A 19,167-nucleotide genomic window follows, 5' to 3' on the forward strand; every position below is an offset into this window, starting at 1 on the left:
TCAGATACACTGAAGTTCGAATGGCCGATCCAAACATCGTCCTGGGGATCGACCTCGGTACGACGAACTCGGCCTGCGCGGTCGTTCAGGACGGGCGGGCTTCAGTGGTGCGGCGCGGCGAAGACCGCATCGTGCCCTCGGTGGTCGCCGCGCTGCCCAATGGTCAGCTGGTCGTCGGCCTCGAGGCCAAGCGTCAGCGAGCGATCCACCCAAGCCAGGTCGTCTACAGCGCCAAGCGGCTGATCGGCCGGCGCTTCTCCTCGCCGGAGGTCCAGCGAATGATGCGCTCGGTGCCCTACCGGATCATGGAGGGCGACAACGAGACCGTGATGATCGAGGTCGGTGGCCGGCGCATGAGCGTGGTCGAGCTCTCGGCGGTGATCTTGCGTTACCTGCGGGAGATGGCCGAGGAGGCCCTGGGCTGCCGGGTCAAGAAGACGGTCATCGCCGTGCCCGCGAACTTCACCGACTCGCAGCGCAGCGCCACGCGGATCGCCGCGCGCCTGGCCGGCCTCGACGTGATCCGGGTGATCAACGAGCCGACCGCCGCCGCCTTGGCCTACGGCTACATCGAGGACATGGACCGGCGGATCGCCGTCTACGACTTCGGCGGCGGCACCTTCGACGTCACGATCCTCCAGATCACCCGCAACGTGTTCGAGGTGCTCTCGACCTCTGGCGAGATGTTCCTCGGCGGCGACGATGTCGACGACGCGGTGCTCGAGGCCATGGTCGAGGCCTATCAAAAGCAGCACGGTGTCGACCTCCGCCACGACCCGCGCGCCCTCGAGCAGCTGCGCGTCGTCGCCGAGCAGGTCAAGATTCAGCTCTCGGATCACCCGCAGACCTCGCTGCGCGTCGACGATGTGCCGGCGGGCAGCGACCGCGATCTGGAATTTGCGATGACCGCCGAGGAGCTGCGGACCATCGCCGAGCCGATCATCGGCCGCACCGTGGGCGTGTGTGAAGACGCCATGCGCGTCGCCGGCCTGAGCCCCAGCCAGATCGACGAGATCGTGCTCGTCGGCGGGACCACGCGCCTGCCCCTGGTCCGCGAGCTCGTCCAGAGCTTCTTCGGTAAGGCCCCGCAGACCTCGATCAACCCGATGAGCGTGGTCGCCGTGGGCGCCGCGATCCAGGGCGCCGCCTTGCTCGGCTCCCTGGTGCCCATGGCCTCCGGCGGCGTCTCCATGCCGACCATGGCCCAGACGGCCGTGCTCCTCGACGTGACCCCGCGCAGCCTCGGCGTCGGCACCATCGGCGGCAACGTCGACTTCATCATCGAGCGCAACTCCGTGATCCCCGTCGAGCGCACCCGCCTGTTCACGACCACCGCCGACAAGCAACGCTACGTCCGCATCCAGGTCTGCCAGGGCGAGAGCCCGCGCTTCGAGGAGAACACCAAGCTCGGCGAGCTCATGCTCAGCGGCCTGCGCGAGGCTCCTCGTGGCGCCGTGACCGTGGCGGTGACCTTCGAGATCAACACCGATGGTCTGCTCGAAGTCCGCGCCCTCGACCAGGACACTGGTCAAGAGCAGGTCGCTACCATGCGTGTCCTCGGTGGCCTGCCTCAGGCCGAGGTCGACGCCATCATCGCGCGCACGCAAAACAGCTTCAACACGGACGGCTCCGTGGCCAGCCGGCTCTGAGTCCGAGCGCGATGCTCTAGGAGCCCGTGGTGGGACCCCGCGGGGCTCCTAGATGACGCCCTTGGTGGAAGGTGTCCCTCCATCGAGCGCTGGATCCACCGCACAAGCCATGCGCAGCGCCCGAGCGAGGCCCTTGAAGCTGGCCTCGACCACGTGGTGCGCGTTGCCGCCGGCTCGCAGGTGCAGGTGCAGGTTCATCCGCGCTTGCACGGCCAGCGCCTGATAGAACTCGCGGACCAGCTCGCAGTCGAAGCGCCCGATCCACTTGCCGGCGATCGCCGGCAGCTCGTAGACCAGATAGGGGCGCCCGCCGAGATCGAGCGCCACGTCGACCAGGGTCTCGTCCATCGCCAGCGAGAAGTGCCCGTAGCGAAAGATGCCCTTGCGGTCCCCGAGGGCCTGATCGATCGCCGCCCCGAGGACTAGCCCGACGTCCTCGACGGTGTGGTGGTCATCGATCTCCACGTCGCCTTCGGCCTCGACCTCGAGGGCCATGGCCGAGTGGCGGCCGAGGGCCTCGAGCATGTGCGAGAGGAAGGGCACCGGCGTCGAGATCTTCGGCGCGGCCGGAGCGTCGCCGGGCAATGTCAGGGCCACGCGGATCTTGGTCTCGCGGGTCTCGCGGACGACCTCGGCGCGGCGCCCTGCTGCTGGGGCTACTGGAGCTGCTGGAGCTGTCATGACGAAAGCCGCGCCTCAGCGCCCGGCGAGGGCGCGAACCACCGCGACGTGGAGGTTGCGCAGCGGCGGGGTCTCTTCGACGGACAGGCCGAGCTCGCAGTCGATCCACGCGCCGTTGAGATCGCCGCGCTCGAACTTTTGTCGGCCCGAGCGCAGGTAGATGCGCGCGAAGGGGTTGGAGACCTGGCGCTCGTCGGCGTCGAGGCGGCGCGAGCGTTGCTCCGAGGACAGGCGAAACTGACCCTCGGCCAGGCCAGCGTCGTAGGCCGCGCGCAGCTGCGGATCCGTGAGCACCTGGTAGGCCTCGGTCATGCGCTTGTAGACCGAGTAGACGGCCTTCTTGACCGGCTCGTTCTCGAGGATCACGAAGCGATCGGGGTGGAAGCGCTGGGCCCGAGCGTAGAAGGCGTCGCGGACACCGATGTAGTCGCAGCCCTGATCGATGTCGAGGATCGCGTAGTAGCTGGTTGTGTCGAGCTGGTCGTTGAGGTGGGCGACCTCCGAGACCAGCTCTCCCATGCCGGACTTCGACATTGCGCCTGCGAGCTTAGCAGGCGGCGCGCGGCCCAGTCACAAAACCAGCCACGCCGGCCTCAAAAAATTGTTGGTGAGCGCGCGGGCAGCTTTGGTGGGGCTCGGCCTGGGTCACTCCAGGCCAGCATGCGTCCGCACTAAAAGCGCAGGCTGAGCCCGCCCGGGCTGGCCTGGATGTGCGCGGTCGCGGCCTGGCGCTTGGCTTTTTTGTGCGGGTTCTTGGCGGTGTTGATCAAGATCGCCACGCCCAAGGTGGTCAGCGCACCACCGACGATGCCAGTGGGCAGGCTGATCGCCATGGTGTCCCACAGGTAGCGACAATTGTCGTCGGAGTCCTTGTCGTTGCCCTCGCAGTTGCCGGCGACGGTGTACTCGACGCGGCCGTGGAGCCCGGCGGCCATGCCGATCGAGACCCCGAGGGCCGCGACGCCGACCCCGAGGGCGGCCCAGCCCCAGGGCCGCTTGGGCAGGCGGTTGGGCACCTTCTCGAGCTCGTAGCTCAAGGTCTCGCGCGCGCCCTCGACGAAGGTGCGCTTCTCCTGCATGGAGATGTAGCCCTCGGCGCTGACCCGGATCACGTGGTCACCGGGGATCACCGGCTTGTCGAGGGGGGTGACACCATAGGGCTCGCCGTCGAGGGTGACCTCGGCGCCCTCGGGGGTCGAGGTCACGACGATCGCCGCGGGGCCCGTGGACAGGGCGTCGAGCTTGGTGCGCAAGGTCGCGGCTTGGGTCGAGAGCAGGGCGCTGACGTCGGCGACGCCACAGATCTCGCAGCCGTCGCTGCTGGTGACCACGGTGGTCCCGTCCTTGCCGTCGTAGAGCTCGACCTGCACGCTGTAGTCGCGGTCGACGACCTCGACGACGACGCGCACGACGTGCGAGGCCCCGGTGCTCGAGGCGATGGACTGCATGCAGCCGGCCCGGCTGCAGTCGCGGTGGCCTGCGGCGATCACCGCGTCGGGCGGGACGACGTCGAAGTTGCCGCGCTGGAGGCCCTCGACCAGGGCGTCGGTCAGCGTCTGGCGATCGTTGTCGAGGAGCTGGCCGCTGACGACCAGGGGAAGGATCGCGGCTCGCGTGCCGTCCTCTTTGGACACCTTTGGCGCGGGAGGAGTGCTGGGTGCTGGGCTCGGCGCCTCGCTGGTCTCCCCCCCTGCCTCCATGTCCGCCTCGGGCTCACCATTGGGCGGCGCCGCCATGGCCGAGCCCGGGATCGTGGCCAGGCCGAGGGCGAGCGCGGTGGCGATGGCGGCCGGGGAGCGCAGGCGAGCCGCGGGAAAAATCATGGGCGGACGATAGCACGGGACGCGCGGGTCAGATGTGCCTAGCGGGGTATGCGAGGTGACCTGGCGCCCGCGCTTTTTGGGTGCGCACTCGCGCTCTCGGCAATCCCGCACGGGGCCCGCACGGGGCCCGCACGGGGCCCGCACCGGGTCCTGCTCGCGCCGTCGGCTCGCCCCCTCGACCGGGCTATTGCTGAACGCTGCCGTCGCCCTTGGCCCCGCCGCGGATGTACTTGTCGACGGCCGCCTCGTGCTCTTCTCGCGTCTTGGAGAAGTGGTGGGTGCCGTCGTTGCGGGCGACGAAGTAGAGGTAGCGCGTGCGCTCGGGCGCGAGCACGGCCTCGAGGGCGGCCGCGCCGGGGTTGCTGATCGGCCCCGGGGGCAGGCCCTCGTGGGTGTAGGTGTTGTAGGGATTGTCGGGGTCGCGCAGGTGAATTCGCCGGATGCGACCCTCGAAGTCCTGGCAGGCCGCGGACTTGTGCTCGGGGACCGTGCAGCCATAGATGATGGTGGGGTCGGTCTGCAGCAGCTTGGGCTTGAAGGTGGGGAAGCGCAGGCGGTTGAGGAACACGCTGGCGATGCGCGGGCGCTCGGCGGCCTGGCCGGTCTCCTTCTCGATCAGCGAGGCCATGATCACGATCTCGTGGTCGCCCCAGCCAAAGTCCTCGGCGAGGCGCTCGGCGCCGTCGATGTGCGCCCGGCGGACCTCGGCGTAGACCTTTTGATGGTGCTCGACCAGACGCGAGACGATCTGCTCGGCGCTGGCCTCGGTGTTGAACTGGTAGGTGTCCGGGAAGAGGTAGCCCTCGACGCTGTCGCCGGGGACGCCGAGCGAGGCGAGCAGCTCGGGGTCGTGCATGGCCGCGAGCAGGGCCTCTTCACCGCCGCCGAGGTCGGCCTCGGCGAGGATCTGCGCGACCTGGAGGTGGTGCTTGCCCTCGGGGATGGTGACCCGGCGCTCGCGGCTGGGCTGCGAGCGCATGAGCTCGTCGAGGATCTGGTTGGGCGTCATGTCGCCGCGGAAGCTGTGCTCGCCCGCCGTGATCTTGCTGGCCGCGCCGCGGTGGAGCACGAACACGTGGAAGGCGGTGGCGTCGTCCTCGGCGATGACCCCCTCGTCTTGGAGCTGGGCGAGCACCTTGGGGAAGCTCGAGCCGGCGGGGACGACGAAGCTGATCTCCTCGGCGCCGCCGCTGCCCGGGCGGTCGGGGTAGCTGGTCAGGTGCTTCCAGCCCGCGCGGGCGCTGAGCACGGCGAAGAGCAGCAAGCTGGCGATGATCACCAGCGCCCAGCGTTGCGGGCGCCTGGAGCGGCGCGGGCGATACCAGGGGCGCGGGCCGCCCTTGCCCCCCCCGGCTTTGCCCCGGCTGGCGTTGCGCACGTTAGAGCTGCGCGCGCCCTTGTTCGGCGTCGAGCGTGCGCTGCTCACGGGAGGCGCTCCTCGCTAGCGCGGCGCTGACGATCCAGCCAGCCCTGGAGGATGAACTGGGCCGCGACGGCGTCGATGGTCTGCTTGCGCTTGGCTCGCGACAAGTTGGCCTCGAGCAAGGTGCGCTCGGCCGCGGCCGTCGAGAAGCGCTCGTCCCAGGTGTGCACGGGCAGGCTCAGGCCGCGCTCGGTGATGGCCGCCTCGAGCACCTTCAAGAAGCGGCGGACGAGGCGGGCGCGGTGGCCCTCGTTGCCGTCGAGCTCGAGGGGCAGGCCGACGACGAGGGCGTCGACCTCGAGGGAGGCGACGCGCTCGAGCACGGCCGCCGTGTCGCCGACTTGACCCTTGCGCGCGAGCACCTCGAGGGCCGAGGCGAGCTCGCCGGCCGCGTCGCTGAGGGCGAGGCCGATGGTCTTGGAGCCGACGTCGAGGGCGAGGGTGCGCATGCCTTGGCGGACTTGTAGCACGCCTCGACGCGCGGCCCCACGCCGGCATTCCAGCCCGGAAATTCCCGGGTTCCCGAGCTACTTGCGCGCGTAGCTGAGTCGGTAGGTCATCGGCGTCTGGAGCCGATCGGAGGAGATCTTGTGGTGCACGGTCAGGCGCTGGCGGTCCGCGGACAGCACGTAGACCGTGGTCTTGACCCCGTCCTCGCCGACGATCACCTGGACGAGCTTGCTGCCCTTTTGCACGACCTTGACCTTGTAGCTGTCCTTGCCGTTCGACCAGGTCACGGCGCTCGAGCCCACGTTGCACTCCGGGTCGAAGCCGCTGCTGAACGCGGTCTTGAGCTTGGTCCCGTTGACGCTGATGTCGAGGCCCGTGGGGATCGGGTTGGTCTTGGTCAGGCGTCGGCGACCGATGCCGCGGATCGCCGCGTTGAGCTGGAGCACGGCCTCTTCGATGGCCTTCTCGAGGCCCTCGCGCTGCTTGCTGCCGCCGACGTATTTGTAGCTGCCATCGAAGTCCGCCAAGGTGATCGGCGCGGGCTTGGCGGGCTCGGGCTCGGCGGCGGGCTTGGTAGCCGCCGGAGCCGCGCTGGCGACCGCGGCTGGCTCCTCGGCGGAGGGCGTCGGCTCGGCGGGCGCGGCTGCGACGGCCTCGGTCGCGCCAGAGGGCTCGTCCGCGTCGCCGGTCTTCTCGGCCGTCGCGCTGCGAGGCTGGGCGTCGGCCGTCGCGGCGACGGAGGGGGCGGCGGGCTCGGCCGCCGCTGCGTCGCCCTCGGCGGCCTCGCCAGCCTCGGCCGCCGCGACTTCGCCACCGGCCTCGGCCTCGCCAGCCTCGGCCGCCGCGGCTTCACCGGCCTCGGCTTCGCCAGCCTCGGCCGCCGCGAGCTCGCCAGCCTCGGCCGCCGGATCGATCTCGGCCTCGGCGAAGGCGTCGTCGCCCTCGCTGCCCAAGGCGGCGACCCAGGGATCTTCGAGGGGCTCCTCGAGGGCCTCCTTGGCCTTTTGTTCGAGCTCGGCCTCGCTGCTCTTGCAGGCGGTGAGCGCCAGCAGGCCGGTGCTCAGGGTCAAGGCTGCGAGGACACGAGGGCGGGGGGGATACGGCATCGAGCCAGGCTATCACGGAGCCCCCGACCCTTGCAGGGGTCGGGGGGTCGGGTCTGCGGCTGGGCCGCACTGGGTGACGATGGCCTTTTCGGGGGACATGGGAAAGCGGCGAAAGGGCTCTCGATCAGCGTTTATTGCGACTTCAAAGGCATAGTCCCTTTATTCAACCTACCCCGAAGATATGTCGGGTCGTGGTGGTCTTCGCAATTGATGTCCCTGGTGCGCAGGGCGTGACGCAGGGCTCACCAAGCCAGCGCCGAGCCGAAGAGCGCGTCATCGATGGTGTGGTCTACGCTGCGGACGCCAGCCTCATCGCCCTCGAAGACTTCGAGGTCGACGCGGGCGCGGAGCTTCGAGTTTCGGCACCTGGCTTCTCCCCGGTTCGCGTAGAGGTCGATGAGTCGTGTTGACACCCCGATAGGGCCCGCGGCCAACGAGAAGACCCGCCAGGGCTCTCGAGAGCCCTGGCGGGTCTTCCAGGTTCGAGCGGGACGCCGCGCGTCAGCTCGGGGTGCTCACAGGCAGTCGGCGCCCGGGAGGTTCTCCGGGTAGGCGTACCAGCTGCCGTCGGTGCCCTCGTAGAGCGTGAAGGCGGTGCTCGTCCCGTAGGCGTAGAAGAGGTTCAGGTAGGTCTCGTCGGCCACGCCGTAGCCGTTGGGGTAGACGGCGAAGCGCGAGAAGTGGCTGCTCAAGGTCGCGGTCACGGCGGAGACCCAAGGCTCGCAGAGCTCCTCGCCGTCATCGGTGGTGTCGCCGCCGTCGTCGGTGGTGGTGTCGCCGCCGTCATCCGTGGTGGTGTCGCCGCCGTCGTCGGTGGTGGTGTCGCCGCCGTCGTCGGTGGTGGTGTCGCCACCGTCGTCGGTGGTGGTGTCGCCACCGTCGTCGGTGGTGGTGTCGCCACCGTCGTCCGTGCTCCCGCCGTCCACGACGCGGGGGTTGTTGGCCGAGAACCACTCCGCGAGGTAGCGGGCGTAGTCGATGCCAGTCCCTGTCACGAAGCTGCCGCCCGAGCCGCCGTCGCCGGCCGGCCAGGCGTGGCTCATGCCGGAGGCGGAGATCAGCGAGACCCGCGGGCCCTCGCTGTCGCTGTACTCGGTGCCCGTGCCCGCGGGCGAGACCCCAGGCAGCTCGCTGACGGCGAAGCTCGAGCTGCTCAGCGAGCCCAGGCCGGCCTCGTCGGCGTAGATGCTCGACATGATCTCGGCGTTGAGGTCGGCGTAGCCCTGGGCCACGACATAGTCCGAGGTCCCGGCGACGGCCGAGGTCATCTGCGTGGCGAAGCTGCCGCTCGCCGAGCCGGCGAGGCTCAGGCAGGTCGACTCACCCGCCGAGGCCGAGGTCCCGACCGAGGAGATCTGGAAGGCAGAGGTGCCCACCGTGGGCCCGGCGACGATGCCCATGCCGGCGAACACGTCGGGAGCGAGGCAGCCCATGACCATGGACATGCCGGCGCCCGAGGACAGGCCGGCGACGTAGACCTGGTTGGGATCGATGTCGAGGTTGCTGTCGGCGAGCAGGGCGTCGACGTGGTCCATGATCGCGCCGGCGTGGCCCGAGGAGCGCGAGTGGCTCGAACCATAATAGTCCCAGCAGCCGGCATAGACGCCGCCGTTGGGCACCGCGGGGATCGAGACGACCATGCCGTAGTCCTCGGCGGTGTCGACCCAGTTGCCCTGGTCGCGCAGGTCCGAGTAGCTCTGCGTGCAGCCGTGGAGCACGATCAGCAGGCTGCGGCCCTCACCGATCACGCCCTCGGTGCTCGGGGTGTAGACCGAGCCCGAGACCCCGCCGTAGCTCGTGGTGCTCCAGCTGCGCCACTCTTCCTCGACCGTGTCGTCTCCAGCGGTCACACACGCGAGGGGCGCGAGCAGGAGAGAGAGAGCCAAACAGATCGACGAGGGGCGTGAGCGTGCAGCCATGGGCGAACGGATAACAGGGGGCTGTTCGCTGAGACAAGTATTCTTTGGCGAAAGTGTGCGCGTTCTTTGTGAATTTATGATGGTAGTCTGTGGCTCTTTGACTGCTGTCAATAATGCTCGTATTCGGTGTGTTCGGGGATCCATGATAATCTCGCTGCGCACTCGATTGCACATTGACCTGCTGTCGCATCATATTGGTCTAATTGACAGATTGCGCGGTTGCGCGCGCCGCGAGGCTGCTTTACATCGTTCTGGGATCTATGGCTGCTTCGCGCAGCCGCGCGGTGACAGTTGGCGGTCTGTCACCATCAAAACTGTGCATTAATTTTCGCATCGAGGATTGAAGCACGCCCAAAAGCAAGGAGCGGAGGAGGGACGAAAATCCCGCGCTCCGCTCGCTCGGGGCCCATGCGCAGGGCCCTCTATGGCTTCGGGTCAGTCGTCGTCGTCGTCGTCGTCGTCACCCCAGCCATCGTCGTCGTCGTCGTCCCAGTCGTCGTCGTCGTCGTCGTCGTCATCATCGTCGTCGTCGTCGTCGTCGTCGTCATCGTCGTCGTCGTCGTCGTCATCGTCGTCGTCATCGTCGCCCCCGCTAGAGGTCGTGGAGGGCAGGTCGGGGATGGAGGGGAGGGTGTCGTTGCTCTCGTCTTCGCTCGAGTCGCTGTCCGAGTCCGTGTCCGAGCTCGAGTCCGTGTCCGTGTCCGAGGAAGAGGTGCTCTCGCCGACCTCGTCGCCGGAGTCTCCCGTCGAACCATCGTCGGAGTCGGTCTCGGACCAGGGGGGCGTGTCCGTGGTCGCGGTCGTCGAGCTCGAGTCCTGTCCGCCGAGGCCGGAGCAGGCGCTGGTCAGGGCGATGGCGAGGGTCAGGCCCAGGGTGGGCGAGAGGCAGACGCGGGGGTGGTGCTTGGCTTGGCTCACGATGTGTTCTCGAGGTCAGGGGGCGTAGAGGAGGATCTCGGCGAAGTCGCTGGTGTCGCCGCTGGTCGCAGCCGAGAGGATGGTTGGGCCCGCGCCGAGCTCGAAGTCCACGGCGATCTGCGGGCCCGCGGCGGCGTTCTTGTTCGAGTTGGCCTCGGTGTATTCGACGCGCAGGCGGTAGGCGCCGGGCTCGACCAGGGTGCCCGCGGCGTCGCGCAGGTCCCAGGTCGCGAGGTGCGTCCCGTGGCTCGAGCGCGTCGAGCCGGTGACCGCGTCGACGTCGTTGTTGTCGCTGGCCAGACGCCAGGCGACGAGGTGCTCGCGGCGGGTGTCGCCCCAGACCTCGAGGGTGCGGACGAAGCCCTGGGCGTCCTCGATCCAGATCGCGCCGACGTGCTTGGGCCCGTACTTGCCGTCGTAGCCCAAGGTGCGCACGCGGAAGCTCAGCTCGTCGGGCGGCGCCTCGGGGTCGACGCCCCGCAGCATCGCGTCGACGACGAGGTCGTCGTCGCTTCCGTGGGGGTGCAAGGAGATCGCGAGGACGTTGGTGCCGGCCGTGAGCAGGGCCGGATCGGGGAAGGCGTGATAGTAGTAGTAGGGGTCGTAGCCCGTCGCCTTGCTCTGCGCCGTGAGCCCCGGGTCGTCGCCGCTGGGCATGTTGCTGCGGAAGACCTCGATCTCGTTGAGCCAGACGATCGCCCCGTCGTCTCGGCGCAGACGCAGGACCAGGCCTGCGATCACGCTGGGGTCGTCGAGCTCGAAGCTCGCGCGCAGGCGGCTGGTCTGCGAGAGCGCGGTCGCAACCTCGAAGCCCTGGCCGAAGGGCGCGGCGCCGCTGGCCCAGGCGCTGTCGTCGAAGTCGGGGGCCCGCCAGCCGCTGGTCGCCGCGGCGCCGCTCTCGTAGCGCCAGCTCTGCCCGGGGGACACGAGCACGGCCGTCGCGGCGTCGCCCGAGCTGCCGCCGCTGTCGGTGTCGGCTCCACCCTCGTCGTCGAGGCTCGGGGCGCCTTCGTCGTCGGCTGGGGGCCCCTCGTCCTCTTCGCCCCACTCGTCGCCGGCCCACTCGTCGGCGGGCGGGCTCGGCTCGTCGACCTCGAGGCCCGACTGATCACAGGCGCCCGCACACAGCAGCGCGAGGGCGAGCGTCCTCGACGGAGCGCGGCGCTCAGTTGCAGCCACAGCCACCTCCCGCGCCACCGAAGGCGCCGGCAGATCCCTCGCGGTATTCCACGGCGTGGTCTGGACCCGCGGAGAGCTCGGGGTCGACGGCCATCTGCATGTCGGGTTGGGCGAGGCGCTCGCGCTCCCAGGGCTGGACGCGGACGCAGCCGAGCAGCGCGAGGCAGGGCAGCAGCGAGGCTCCGAGCAGCGCGAGGCGAGCGGGCCTGCCGGGTCGGCGCGGCAGGGCAGGCGGCTCGTGCAGGAGCTCGCGTGCGCTGGGAGAGCGCAGCTGGCCGCGCTCGAGCGAGGCCGGGCGGCCGCGGCCTTGGTGCGGGCGTCGGCGCCGGCGCGTGCGTAGGCCGAGCAGCGCGAGCAGACCGGCGCCCACAGCCATGGCCGGCCGGCTGTGTTCGTTGGGCGCGCTGAGCTGGCAGCCCGAGGTCTGGACCTCGCCGCTCATCGGCAGGGGGATCACCTGGAGCCCGGGGCCGTCACCTTGGACGTCGCCCGAGCCGTCCCCGCGGACGCTGGCGAGGTGCAGCCACGGGCCGGCGTCGGCCTGACCGTCAACGCGTGCAGGTGGCTCACTCGGCGCCTGCCACTGGAAGCGCAGGCGGTGAGCGCCGCAGTCGCCGATCGCCAGGAGCTGGCGCCCGTCCTCGAGGGCGAGGTCGCTCGCGGCTCGCGTCCCGCTGCTACAGCGCTCGGCGTTGGTCAGCAGCTCGTCGGGGGGCAAGCTCAGCTCGCCGACCGCCACGCCCTTGGCGTCGGCGATCTCCGCGAGCACCCCGGCGTGCTCGACCATCGGCGACCAGCTGATGTCGATGGTGTAGGTCGCGCCTGGCTCCCAGCCGCCCACGGGCAGGCCGGCGAGCTCGAGCGCGAGCGGCTCGCCGCCCCCGTGGCAGACCTCGCAGCTCTGGCCGTCGACGCGGGTACCGGTGAAGTGCCGCCCGCCGCCGCCGCCCTCCCAGGTCGGCGCCGAGTAGAGCGCGGGGCTCGAGTAGGCTGCGGGCGCGCTCGCGCCGAGCAGGGCCGCGCTCAGGCTCAGGCTCAGGCTGCTCATGGATCGAGCTCCTCGCCGGCGGCCCAGCGGGCGACGAGCTGCCAGCTCGGGTCGTCCTCGGCCCACAGGTTGTGGCCCCAGTGATCCTCACCGCCGTGCTCACGGCCCTCGAGCGGGCGACGCAGCAGGGGCGAGTCGACCACGGCCTCGTCGTGGGTCAACGCCGCGCGGGTGCGTTGGTAGCTCATCCACAGCTCGCGATCCGTCGGAAGATCGAAGGGCTGGAGCGCGGCCTCGGGGTCGAGCTCGGGGTCCACGCCCGGCTCGTCGAGGCGCGTGCGCCCAGGCCCCCAGATCACCCAAAAGCGATCGACGTCGCCGTGGCAGCGCGCGAAGCCGCAGTCGCGCAGGAGCAGGGGATAGACCTGGGTGCGAAAGTCGTCGTAGGCGGGCGCAGGGACCTCGGCCGTGCTCGATACGCAGCCTCCGAGGAACCAAGCGAGCGCGAGGGTGCTCCGCACGACGAGACTCCTAACACCCGAAAATACAACTGACAATCATTTTCACCTCTTGTAGAGTCCCTGCGCTTGACCGCCATTCTCGAGATATTGGCGCTTTCATGCGCGATTATCGGATTGATCTTTCCCTTCCAGGGTTCACTTCGAAAATCAAAGTCACTCGGTGACAGGGCTTTGGCGGCACGAGGGAATGCGCCCGAGGCCGTCGAATCGAGCGATGAGGGCGAGCCATCCGAGACCGAGACCGAGACCGAGACCGAGACCGAAGACGAAGACGAAGCCGAGACCGAGACCGAGGCCGAGACCGAAGACGAAAACGAAGCCGAGCGGGCGCCGCCGGTGAGCGCCGAGGTCGCTACCTCGCTCTACGTCCGCAGCGACAGCGACGGCACCACCGTGGTCGCGCCGCGGATCCACTTTCACCAGGACTTCGGGCGCACGGGGGTCGACCTCGTCTACACCACCGACGTCTGGACCAGCGCCTCCGTCGACATCCGCACGGCCGCGTCGCCGCGGGTGAGCGAGCAGCGCGACGAGCTCGACGTGGGCGTGGACCACGAGCGTGGGACCTGGCTCGTGGGCGCGGGCTATCGCTACTCCCAGGAGGCCGACTACCGCGCCCACGGCCCGAGCTTGAGCGCGGCCTGGGAGGGGCTTCAGCGCAACATTCGTCTCGAGGGGCGGGCGGCGCTGAGTCGAGATCGGGTCGGGCGCGCGGGCGACCCGGACTTCGAGCGCGAGCTGACCAGCTTGGCCGTGTGGCTCGGCTACACCCAGGTGCTCGGCCGCGGGACCTTGCTGCAGATCGCGGGCGAGCACCGCTCGAGCTTCGGCTATCACGCGAGCCCTTACCGCTGGGTCGGCCTCGGCGGCCCGGTGACCTGCACGGCCCAGACCCCGCTGTGCGTCCCGGAGGTCGTGCCCGCGACCCGCCATCGCTACGCCCTCGCGCTGCGCCTGCGCCAGTCCCTGGCGCGGCGCCTGTCCCTGGGGGTGGGCTATCGCTACTACATCGACAGCTGGCTGCTCCAGTCGCACACCGCCGCCGGCGACCTGCGCTTCGTGCCGCGGCCCTCGCTGATGATCTCGGCCGAGTACAGGGCCTACTTTCAGGGCGCGGCGTGGTTCTACAGCTCGGCCTACGACCTGGACGCGGGGCCCTTCGTGACCCGCGACCGCGAGCTGTCCTCGATGTACGACCACGAATTCATGGCCGCGCTGCGCTGGACCCGGGCGCTCTCGGTGGCCGCCGTCGAGCTCGGCCTCGGCGTGCGGGCCGGCGCGGTGCTCTATGGCTACGACGACTTCCCCGGCCTGGCGCGGGTGGTCGCTGGCGAGGGCAGCGTGAGCTTCTCCGTGGCTCTGCGCTGACGACCGCGACGACTACACTCCACACCACACCCATGACCGCAGCGATGACCACGTCCACCCCTCGCTCCTCTCTCCCGACTCGCCTGCTCCGCCTGAGCGTGGCCGCGGCCCTCGGCCTGGCGAGCTCGACCCTGGCGGCCTGCGACGGTCCGAGCCAGTCCGCGACCGCGACCCCGAGCGTCGGGGCCAGCGCGCCCGCGCTGAGCGGCGTGGATCTTCACGGCCAGCCCTTCGAGCTCTCGGCCCAGGCTGGCAAGGTGGTGATCGTCGACTTTTGGGCGTCCTGGTGCGAGCCCTGCAAGCGCGCCATGCCAGGCCTGGAGGCGCTCGCGGCCGAGTACGCCGGCCAGGTGGTGGTCGTTGGGGTCAGCGTCGATGACGACCCGGTGAAGATGCGCGAGTTCGTCGAGCGCATGGGCGTGTCCTTCGTCGTGATCCACGACGCCGACGACGCGATCGCCTCGCGCTGGGCCCCGCCCACGATGCCGACGACCTACGTCATCGACAGCTTGGGCGGGGTGGCTGCGGTCCACGAGGGCTACGACGAGACCATGGGGGCCGAGGCGCTGCGAGACGAGATCGACGCGCTGCTCGACGTCGGGCCGTGATCGCTCGGCTCAGGCGCCCGCGGGCTCGCGGCGACGCAGGCGTGGGAGCTTTTGACGCAAGGTTCGCCCGAGCCGTCGGAGCGCCTCGAAGTCGTCGTCCGAGAGCAGCAAGAACTCGGCCCCGACCATGATCACCGCGAAGGTGTTGAGGCCCATGAGCACCAAGATGCCGACGTGGAAGGACATGGCGAGGAGCACGGTGATGCGCCGCGGCCACGGCCGGCCGAAGAAGTAGATCCACGGGAAGGCGAGCTGGAGCACCAGCGGACCCCAGGTCATCAGCCCGAGCAGCACGCGCCTGTTCCAGATCAGCGGCCCGAGCCCGGTCATGCCGAACTCCCGCGAGGCCAGCACGTAGTAGAAGGCCGTGCCGTTTTGCCAGTACTTGCCGGGGACCTTGGCGATGCCAGCGGTGAAGTACATGATGCAGATCTGCAGGGCGCAGGCGAGGATCGCCAGGTTGTGCAGGCTGACGCCCAGCCGACCCATGCGCTGCTCCTTCTCGGGGCCCCACAGATCGATGAACACCGCGTAGATCAAGATGATCTCGATCAAGTTGTCGCCGCCGTCCCACAGCGTGGGGCAGCGGCTGTGGATGCTGTGCACGGCCCACCAGGTCAGCGCCGTGATCACGTGGCCGAGCTTGCCGTGCTGCGCCGCGAAGCCCGTGGTCCACAGCCCGACGATGACGATGGCGAAGGCGAAGCCCGCCCACTGCCACGCGGACGAGGAGGACAGCGCCATGTAGGAGTAGTGGATGTCGCCGAAGCCCGAGGCGAACTTCTCGAAGCCATAGATCGAGCTCGGCGCCATGGTCAGGTCGAAGTGACCGATCAGCATGGTCAGCTGATAGAGCAGCGTCATCCCGACGACGAAGCGGAACACGGCGGCGCCGCGCAGGTGGCGGGGGTGGTCGCCAAAGCGATCGATGAGGCGTAGCGCGTGGTCAATCATGGTCTTGGGCTCCTTCGCTGGCGGCGCTGGCGGCCTCGGGGGTGGGCGAGTCGGGCTGGCGCTCGGCCTCGGCCCGCTTTTGCTGCTCGTAGACCTCGAGGTACTCGATGGCGCGCTGCTCGAGCACGTCGAATTCGTCGGGCGCGAGCCAGGGCATGGTCATGCCCTTGGCCTCGCTGAGCGTGGGCGACTCGCGCTCGGAGAAAGGCTTGATCGCGCTGGTCACCACGCGATAGCGCATGCGCTCGGGGTCGTGGCCGAGGTCCTGGCGGCAGTAGGCGAGGACCAGGCGATAGGCCGTCTCGCTCGACACGATGCTGGCCGCGACGCGCTGGGCGAGGGCGTCTTGGACCCGCCCGCGGGTCTCCTCGCTGGCGTCGTCCTGGGCGGCGACGAGCTGCTCGAGCATCAGGTCCTGGGAGCCGACCGTGGCGACGATGGCGGCGGTCTCGAGCCTGCGCAGGCGAGCGGCGGGGCTGAAGCGCCGACGGGCGTGGGTCTCGAGCAGGCCCTCGCTGCGGCTGAGCCACTCGCCGGGGCGGCCATCGACCTCGCACTGATAGTCGAGGCGGCGGTCGAGCATCGGCGGGTTGGGGGCGAAGAGCGACCAGCGCTGGCGAAAGAGCGGCTCGAGGTATGCGTTGATCTCGGTGCTCCAGGCCAGACCGATCACGCTGATCGGGTTGATGTAGATCGCCGTCACGGTGAAGTGAAAGGCGAGCGCGAGCAGACCGAGGCAGGTCACGATCCGCGGCAGGGGCGGGCGCGGCTCGCAGGGAGCTGGCGCTGGAGCTGGCGCAGGGTCTGGCGCCGACTCGGCGGTGGCGTCCGCGGCCGCGGTGGCGGCCGTGTCCGCGGCTGGTGCTTGGTCGTCGGTCGTGGACATGGGATCGATGGCTTCGCTAGTCACAGCTGGACCTCTCCGAGGTCATGGGTGCCCTCACCGTCTTCGATGTCGACGGTGATGGTGAGCTCGCGGGGCTCTTCGCCGCCGCTGTCGATGAAGTAGAGCGCCGTCGGCCCCGGGGGCAGGCCGCTGATCTCGAAGCGCCCCTCGGCGTCCGTGCGCAGCGGCTCGCCGGTGAACGAGGCCCTGGCCGCGCGGCTGAACACCCCGCAGGGGTCCCGGGTCGGCATCGCAAACACCTGGCTGGCGGCCAGCGGCTGGCCGTCGGGGGCGAGCGCCTGGCCGCTGGCGCTGCGCCAGGCGTGGGTCGTGACGGGGACGCTGGCGGGGCCACCGATGAGCCGAACCTTGGCCGCGCCGTAGCGCTCGTCGGCACAGACGTGGACCTGATACTCGCCCTCGAGCAGGCCGCTGACCGTGGTCGTGCCCGAGCGCGAGAGCGGGCGAACGACGCGGGTCTTGCCGGTGATCACCAGGCGGCCGGTCTTGGCGTCGCCGTGCTCGACCACGAGATCGAGCTCGGGTGGGACCTCGAGGCGGTTGCCGCCGCCGGCTTGCAGCGTGGTCGAGCTCGCCGCGGTCGAGTAGCCGGCGCGGTGAAAGCCCGCGCGCAGGGACTCGGCGTCGGACCAGGCGACGAGGCTGAACTGCCCGTCGACGTCCGAGACGGCGCGGTTGCTGGGATCCTTGCTCGCGTAGACCACCGCGCCCTCGACCGGGCTGCCCTCGGCGTCGACGACCGCGCCGGCGAAGCGCTGCTGCTGAGCCGAGAGCACGAGCTCGAGGCTGGCGCGCTGGCCGTCGTCGAGCTCGAGGGTCTCGGGTCCGCTGTAGTCCACGGCGCCCAGGGTGTGGCGGAGGCTCAGGCCGTAGCGTCCGGGCTCGAGGCCGGTAGCGGCGAAGGCCCCGCTGGCGTCGACGGGCAGGGTGTACATCGCCGCGCCGGTGCTGCGGGTGCCGTCGATGCGCTGAGGCTCGCCGAGGGGGGAGAGCACGAGCTCGAGGGTGGTGGCGTCGGTCTGGCCGAGGCCGCCGACGCGACCGCTGAGGCTGGCCGCGGGCGCGAGCGCGAGCTCGAGCTCGGCGCCGGACTCGGCGAGGGCGCGGTCGACTTGGACCTCGGCGCGACCAAAGGCCTGGTGCTCGGCGATCAAGGTGACCGAGCCCAGCGCCAGCGGGCCGATGGAGAAGCGGCCCTCGCGGTCCGTGCTCGCGCTTCGAAACGCGTTCATCATCGAGTAGCCCATGCCGCCCATGGACAGGGTGTCGGCGTCCATGCGCACGCGGACGGCCACGCCCTCGCTGGCCGGGCTGACTCGGCCGCTGAGCGTGTAGCCCGGCTCGACCTCGAGCTCGATGTAGCGCTGCTCGGCGCTGACGCTGACGCTGGCGCCGAGCAGGTTCCCCGCGTACTGCTCGTGGGCGACGATGGCGTTGTAGGTGCCCTGGGGGACCGCGCCGCAGTCGAACACGCCGCTGTCGTCGCTGGGCGTGCAGGTCATCGTCGCGCTGTCGCCCTTGAGGGTCACGAGCGCGTCGGAGATCGGCGTGTCCTCGCCGCGCAGATGGACCGCGCCGTAGACCGGGGTGCCGCGGTCGAGGCTGACGACGACGTCCTCGACCTGATCGTAGAGCTCGATCGCGACTTCGGCGGGCGCGGAGCTCACGGCCTCGCCGGACCGCGCGTAGATCGCCCATGAGCCGAAGGCGACGTCGTCGATGCGAAACACCCCCTCGGGCCCGGACACCGCGTCGGCCCGCGCCGCGTAGTTGACGAAGGAGCTCCCGCCGGCGAGGGGGACCATGCGCAGCTCGGCGTCGGGGATCCCCGCGCCCTGGGCGTCGACGACGCGGCCGCTGATCGAGGCCGCGGGGCTGAGCACGAGCGAGACGCTCGCCTGCTCGCGCAGCTGGGTGTCGGCGCTCGCGCTCGCGCTCGCGTAGCCGGGAAAGTGACTGCGGACGACGTAGCGGTTACTGGGGACGAGCAACTCGAAGGCGCCCTCGTCATCGCTGAGCGCGCGATAGATCGGTTGCTCGAAGCCGAAGCCGTTTTGGTGCCCGCGGGGGATCACGTCGACCTCGGCGCCAGAGATCGCGCCGCCGAACACGTCGCTGACGGTGCCGTGCAGTCGCGTGCCCGCCTCGTCGCTGAGCGTGAGCTCGTAGACCTTTTTGGCGCAGGGCTGGGGGTCGGCGATGTGCTGGCTGGTCGCCACGAAGCCGGGCACGCTGGCCGCGAGCTGGAGGGGGGCGCCGGGGACGAGGTCGAGCTGCCAGCGGCCCTCGGCGGACAGCCGGGCGCTGCGGACCGGGTGCGCGGTGCCCGGGCGGGCGACCGACACGGTGATCATCCCTGGCGCCGCGCCGGGCGCTTCGGGGGCCTGATAGCCGAGCACCACGCCGCACAGTCGAAGCGCGCGCCTGCCAGTGTCGGCGCCTGCGGACGGGCGCGGCGGAGGCTCGAAGCCCTGCCCGCGCCCGCCAGTGTCCGCGCCCGAGCCGGCGTGGGCGTCGGCGCTTGCGAGCGCTGTCCCGGCCTCGCCGCCGCGCTGGCCAGAGAGTGACCAGAGCGCGCCCGCGGTGACGATCAGCGCGAGGACGATCAAAATTGACTTTGCTCGATTGGACATGATCGATTTGCAATAAATAGAATCCAGTCGATGGGCCTCG

18 protein-coding genes are annotated in these 19,167 nt (G+C 70.1%); 4 read left to right on the plus strand and 14 right to left on the minus strand.

The features are described 5' to 3' along the window. Nucleotides 1–20: 20 nt before the first annotated feature. Nucleotides 21–1,649: an Hsp70 family protein gene (locus tag G6O69_RS14735; RefSeq protein ID WP_172304137.1), complete on the plus strand. Its 1,629-nt coding sequence runs from the start codon at nt 21–23 to the stop codon at nt 1,647–1,649. A gap of 48 nt (nt 1,650–1,697) precedes the next feature. Here G6O69_RS14735 and hisB read toward each other — a convergent pair whose 3' ends face one another. The 6 genes from hisB to G6O69_RS14765 all read right to left on the minus strand — a co-directional run bounded on the left by hisB (nt 1,698) and on the right by G6O69_RS14765 (nt 7,132). Next, nucleotides 1,698–2,330 (minus strand): imidazoleglycerol-phosphate dehydratase HisB, encoded by a 633-nt coding sequence (gene hisB / locus G6O69_RS14740; RefSeq protein ID WP_172304138.1) that lies wholly within the window; start codon nt 2,328–2,330, stop codon nt 1,698–1,700. A 15-nt stretch (nt 2,331–2,345) separates the two neighbouring features. Then, on the minus strand, nt 2,346–2,864 hold the full coding sequence (locus tag G6O69_RS14745; protein WP_172304139.1) for a DnaJ domain-containing protein: 519 nt from the start codon (nt 2,862–2,864) through the stop codon (nt 2,346–2,348). Between the two features lie 137 nt (nt 2,865–3,001). After that, nucleotides 3,002–4,153 carry a PEGA domain-containing protein gene (locus G6O69_RS14750; protein WP_172304140.1) on the minus strand — a complete coding sequence of 384 codons (1,152 nt, stop codon included), beginning with the start codon at nt 4,151–4,153 and terminating at the stop codon, nt 3,002–3,004. Between the two features lie 184 nt (nt 4,154–4,337). Continuing rightward, the gene (gene mltG, locus G6O69_RS14755; protein WP_172304141.1) at nt 4,338–5,579 is read right to left on the minus strand and encodes an endolytic transglycosylase MltG; all 1,242 of its coding nucleotides are present in this window, start codon (nt 5,577–5,579) and stop codon (nt 4,338–4,340) included. Then, nucleotides 5,576–6,025 carry a Holliday junction resolvase RuvX gene (gene ruvX / locus G6O69_RS14760; RefSeq protein WP_172304142.1) on the minus strand — a complete coding sequence of 150 codons (450 nt, stop codon included), beginning with the start codon at nt 6,023–6,025 and terminating at the stop codon, nt 5,576–5,578. The genes mltG and ruvX overlap by 4 nt, the downstream gene beginning before the upstream one ends. A 78-nt stretch (nt 6,026–6,103) precedes the next feature. Then, on the minus strand, nt 6,104–7,132 hold the full coding sequence (locus tag G6O69_RS14765; protein WP_176396836.1) for a hypothetical protein: 1,029 nt from the start codon (nt 7,130–7,132) through the stop codon (nt 6,104–6,106). A 191-nt stretch (nt 7,133–7,323) separates the two neighbouring features. On the opposite strand from G6O69_RS14765, the gene G6O69_RS14770 reads away from it, so the two are divergent. Further along, nucleotides 7,324–7,542 (plus strand): hypothetical protein, encoded by a 219-nt coding sequence (locus G6O69_RS14770; protein ID WP_176396837.1) that lies wholly within the window; start codon nt 7,324–7,326, stop codon nt 7,540–7,542. Between the two features lie 105 nt (nt 7,543–7,647). Here the strand turns inward: G6O69_RS14770 and G6O69_RS14775 are convergent, their stop codons facing one another. From G6O69_RS14775 to G6O69_RS14795, 5 genes are all read right to left on the minus strand, one after another. Next, the gene (locus G6O69_RS14775; protein ID WP_172304145.1) at nt 7,648–9,051 is read right to left on the minus strand and encodes a PHB depolymerase family esterase; all 1,404 of its coding nucleotides are present in this window, start codon (nt 9,049–9,051) and stop codon (nt 7,648–7,650) included. 435 nt (nt 9,052–9,486) lie between these two features. Then, entirely contained in the window at nt 9,487–9,969 is a 483-nt protein-coding gene (locus G6O69_RS14780; protein ID WP_172304146.1) for a hypothetical protein, read from the minus strand. A gap of 15 nt (nt 9,970–9,984) precedes the next feature. Then, a complete protein-coding gene (locus tag G6O69_RS42125) occupies nt 9,985–11,148 on the minus strand; it encodes a DUF2271 domain-containing protein (protein ID WP_172304147.1) in 1,164 nt (387 codons plus the stop codon). Beyond that, entirely contained in the window at nt 11,135–12,196 is a 1,062-nt protein-coding gene (locus G6O69_RS39390) for a DUF4266 domain-containing protein (RefSeq protein ID WP_217909835.1), read from the minus strand. The genes G6O69_RS42125 and G6O69_RS39390 overlap by 14 nt, the downstream gene beginning before the upstream one ends. After that, a complete protein-coding gene (locus G6O69_RS14795; RefSeq protein ID WP_172304148.1) occupies nt 12,193–12,657 on the minus strand; it encodes a hypothetical protein in 465 nt (154 codons plus the stop codon). Before G6O69_RS14795 ends, G6O69_RS39390 begins: the two co-directional genes overlap by 4 nt. A 171-nt stretch (nt 12,658–12,828) precedes the next feature. Between G6O69_RS14795 and G6O69_RS14800 the strand changes: the two genes are divergently transcribed. Further along, nucleotides 12,829–14,025 carry a DUF3570 domain-containing protein gene (locus G6O69_RS14800; protein WP_172304149.1) on the plus strand — a complete coding sequence of 399 codons (1,197 nt, stop codon included), beginning with the start codon at nt 12,829–12,831 and terminating at the stop codon, nt 14,023–14,025. Between the two features lie 44 nt (nt 14,026–14,069). After that, nucleotides 14,070–14,633 (plus strand): TlpA disulfide reductase family protein, encoded by a 564-nt coding sequence (locus G6O69_RS14805; RefSeq protein WP_172304150.1) that lies wholly within the window; start codon nt 14,070–14,072, stop codon nt 14,631–14,633. A 9-nt stretch (nt 14,634–14,642) separates the two neighbouring features. On the opposite strand, the gene G6O69_RS14810 is transcribed toward G6O69_RS14805, so the two are convergent. The 3 genes from G6O69_RS14810 to G6O69_RS14820 are packed head-to-tail and all read right to left on the minus strand — an operon-like array spanning nt 14,643 to nt 19,127. Then, nucleotides 14,643–15,587 (minus strand): hypothetical protein, encoded by a 945-nt coding sequence (locus G6O69_RS14810; protein ID WP_172304151.1) that lies wholly within the window; start codon nt 15,585–15,587, stop codon nt 14,643–14,645. Next, nucleotides 15,580–16,497 (minus strand): DUF5819 family protein, encoded by a 918-nt coding sequence (locus tag G6O69_RS14815; protein WP_172304152.1) that lies wholly within the window; start codon nt 16,495–16,497, stop codon nt 15,580–15,582. The genes G6O69_RS14810 and G6O69_RS14815 overlap by 8 nt, the downstream gene beginning before the upstream one ends. Further along, complete coding sequence (locus G6O69_RS14820; protein ID WP_172304153.1) at nt 16,494–19,127, minus strand: carboxypeptidase-like regulatory domain-containing protein; 2,634 nt, start codon at nt 19,125–19,127, stop codon at nt 16,494–16,496. Before G6O69_RS14820 ends, G6O69_RS14815 begins: the two co-directional genes overlap by 4 nt. Nucleotides 19,128–19,167: the final 40 nt, after the last annotated feature.

Source organism: Pseudenhygromyxa sp. WMMC2535 (assembly GCF_011083025.2).

What these genes read in the sequence shown, in the direction of transcription:
- G6O69_RS14735 (WP_172304137.1), top strand. Translation starts at nt 21, where the DNA reads ATGGCCGATCCAAACATCGTCCTGGGGATCGACCTCGGTACGACGAAC.
- hisB (WP_172304138.1), bottom strand. Translation starts at nt 2,330, where the DNA reads ATGACAGCTCCAGCAGCTCCAGTAGCCCCAGCAGCAGGGCGCCGCGCC.
- G6O69_RS14745 (WP_172304139.1), bottom strand. Translation starts at nt 2,864, where the DNA reads ATGTCGAAGTCCGGCATGGGAGAGCTGGTCTCGGAGGTCGCCCACCTC.
- G6O69_RS14750 (WP_172304140.1), bottom strand. Translation starts at nt 4,153, where the DNA reads ATGATTTTTCCCGCGGCTCGCCTGCGCTCCCCGGCCGCCATCGCCACC.
- ruvX (WP_172304142.1), bottom strand. Translation starts at nt 6,025, where the DNA reads ATGCGCACCCTCGCCCTCGACGTCGGCTCCAAGACCATCGGCCTCGCC.
- G6O69_RS14765 (WP_176396836.1), bottom strand. Translation starts at nt 7,132, where the DNA reads ATGCCGTATCCCCCCCGCCCTCGTGTCCTCGCAGCCTTGACCCTGAGC.
- G6O69_RS14775 (WP_172304145.1), bottom strand. Translation starts at nt 9,051, where the DNA reads ATGGCTGCACGCTCACGCCCCTCGTCGATCTGTTTGGCTCTCTCTCTC.
- G6O69_RS39390 (WP_217909835.1), bottom strand. Translation starts at nt 12,196, where the DNA reads ATGAGCAGCCTGAGCCTGAGCCTGAGCGCGGCCCTGCTCGGCGCGAGC.
- G6O69_RS14805 (WP_172304150.1), top strand. Translation starts at nt 14,070, where the DNA reads ATGACCACGTCCACCCCTCGCTCCTCTCTCCCGACTCGCCTGCTCCGC.
- G6O69_RS14810 (WP_172304151.1), bottom strand. Translation starts at nt 15,587, where the DNA reads ATGATTGACCACGCGCTACGCCTCATCGATCGCTTTGGCGACCACCCC.
- G6O69_RS14820 (WP_172304153.1), bottom strand. Translation starts at nt 19,127, where the DNA reads ATGTCCAATCGAGCAAAGTCAATTTTGATCGTCCTCGCGCTGATCGTC.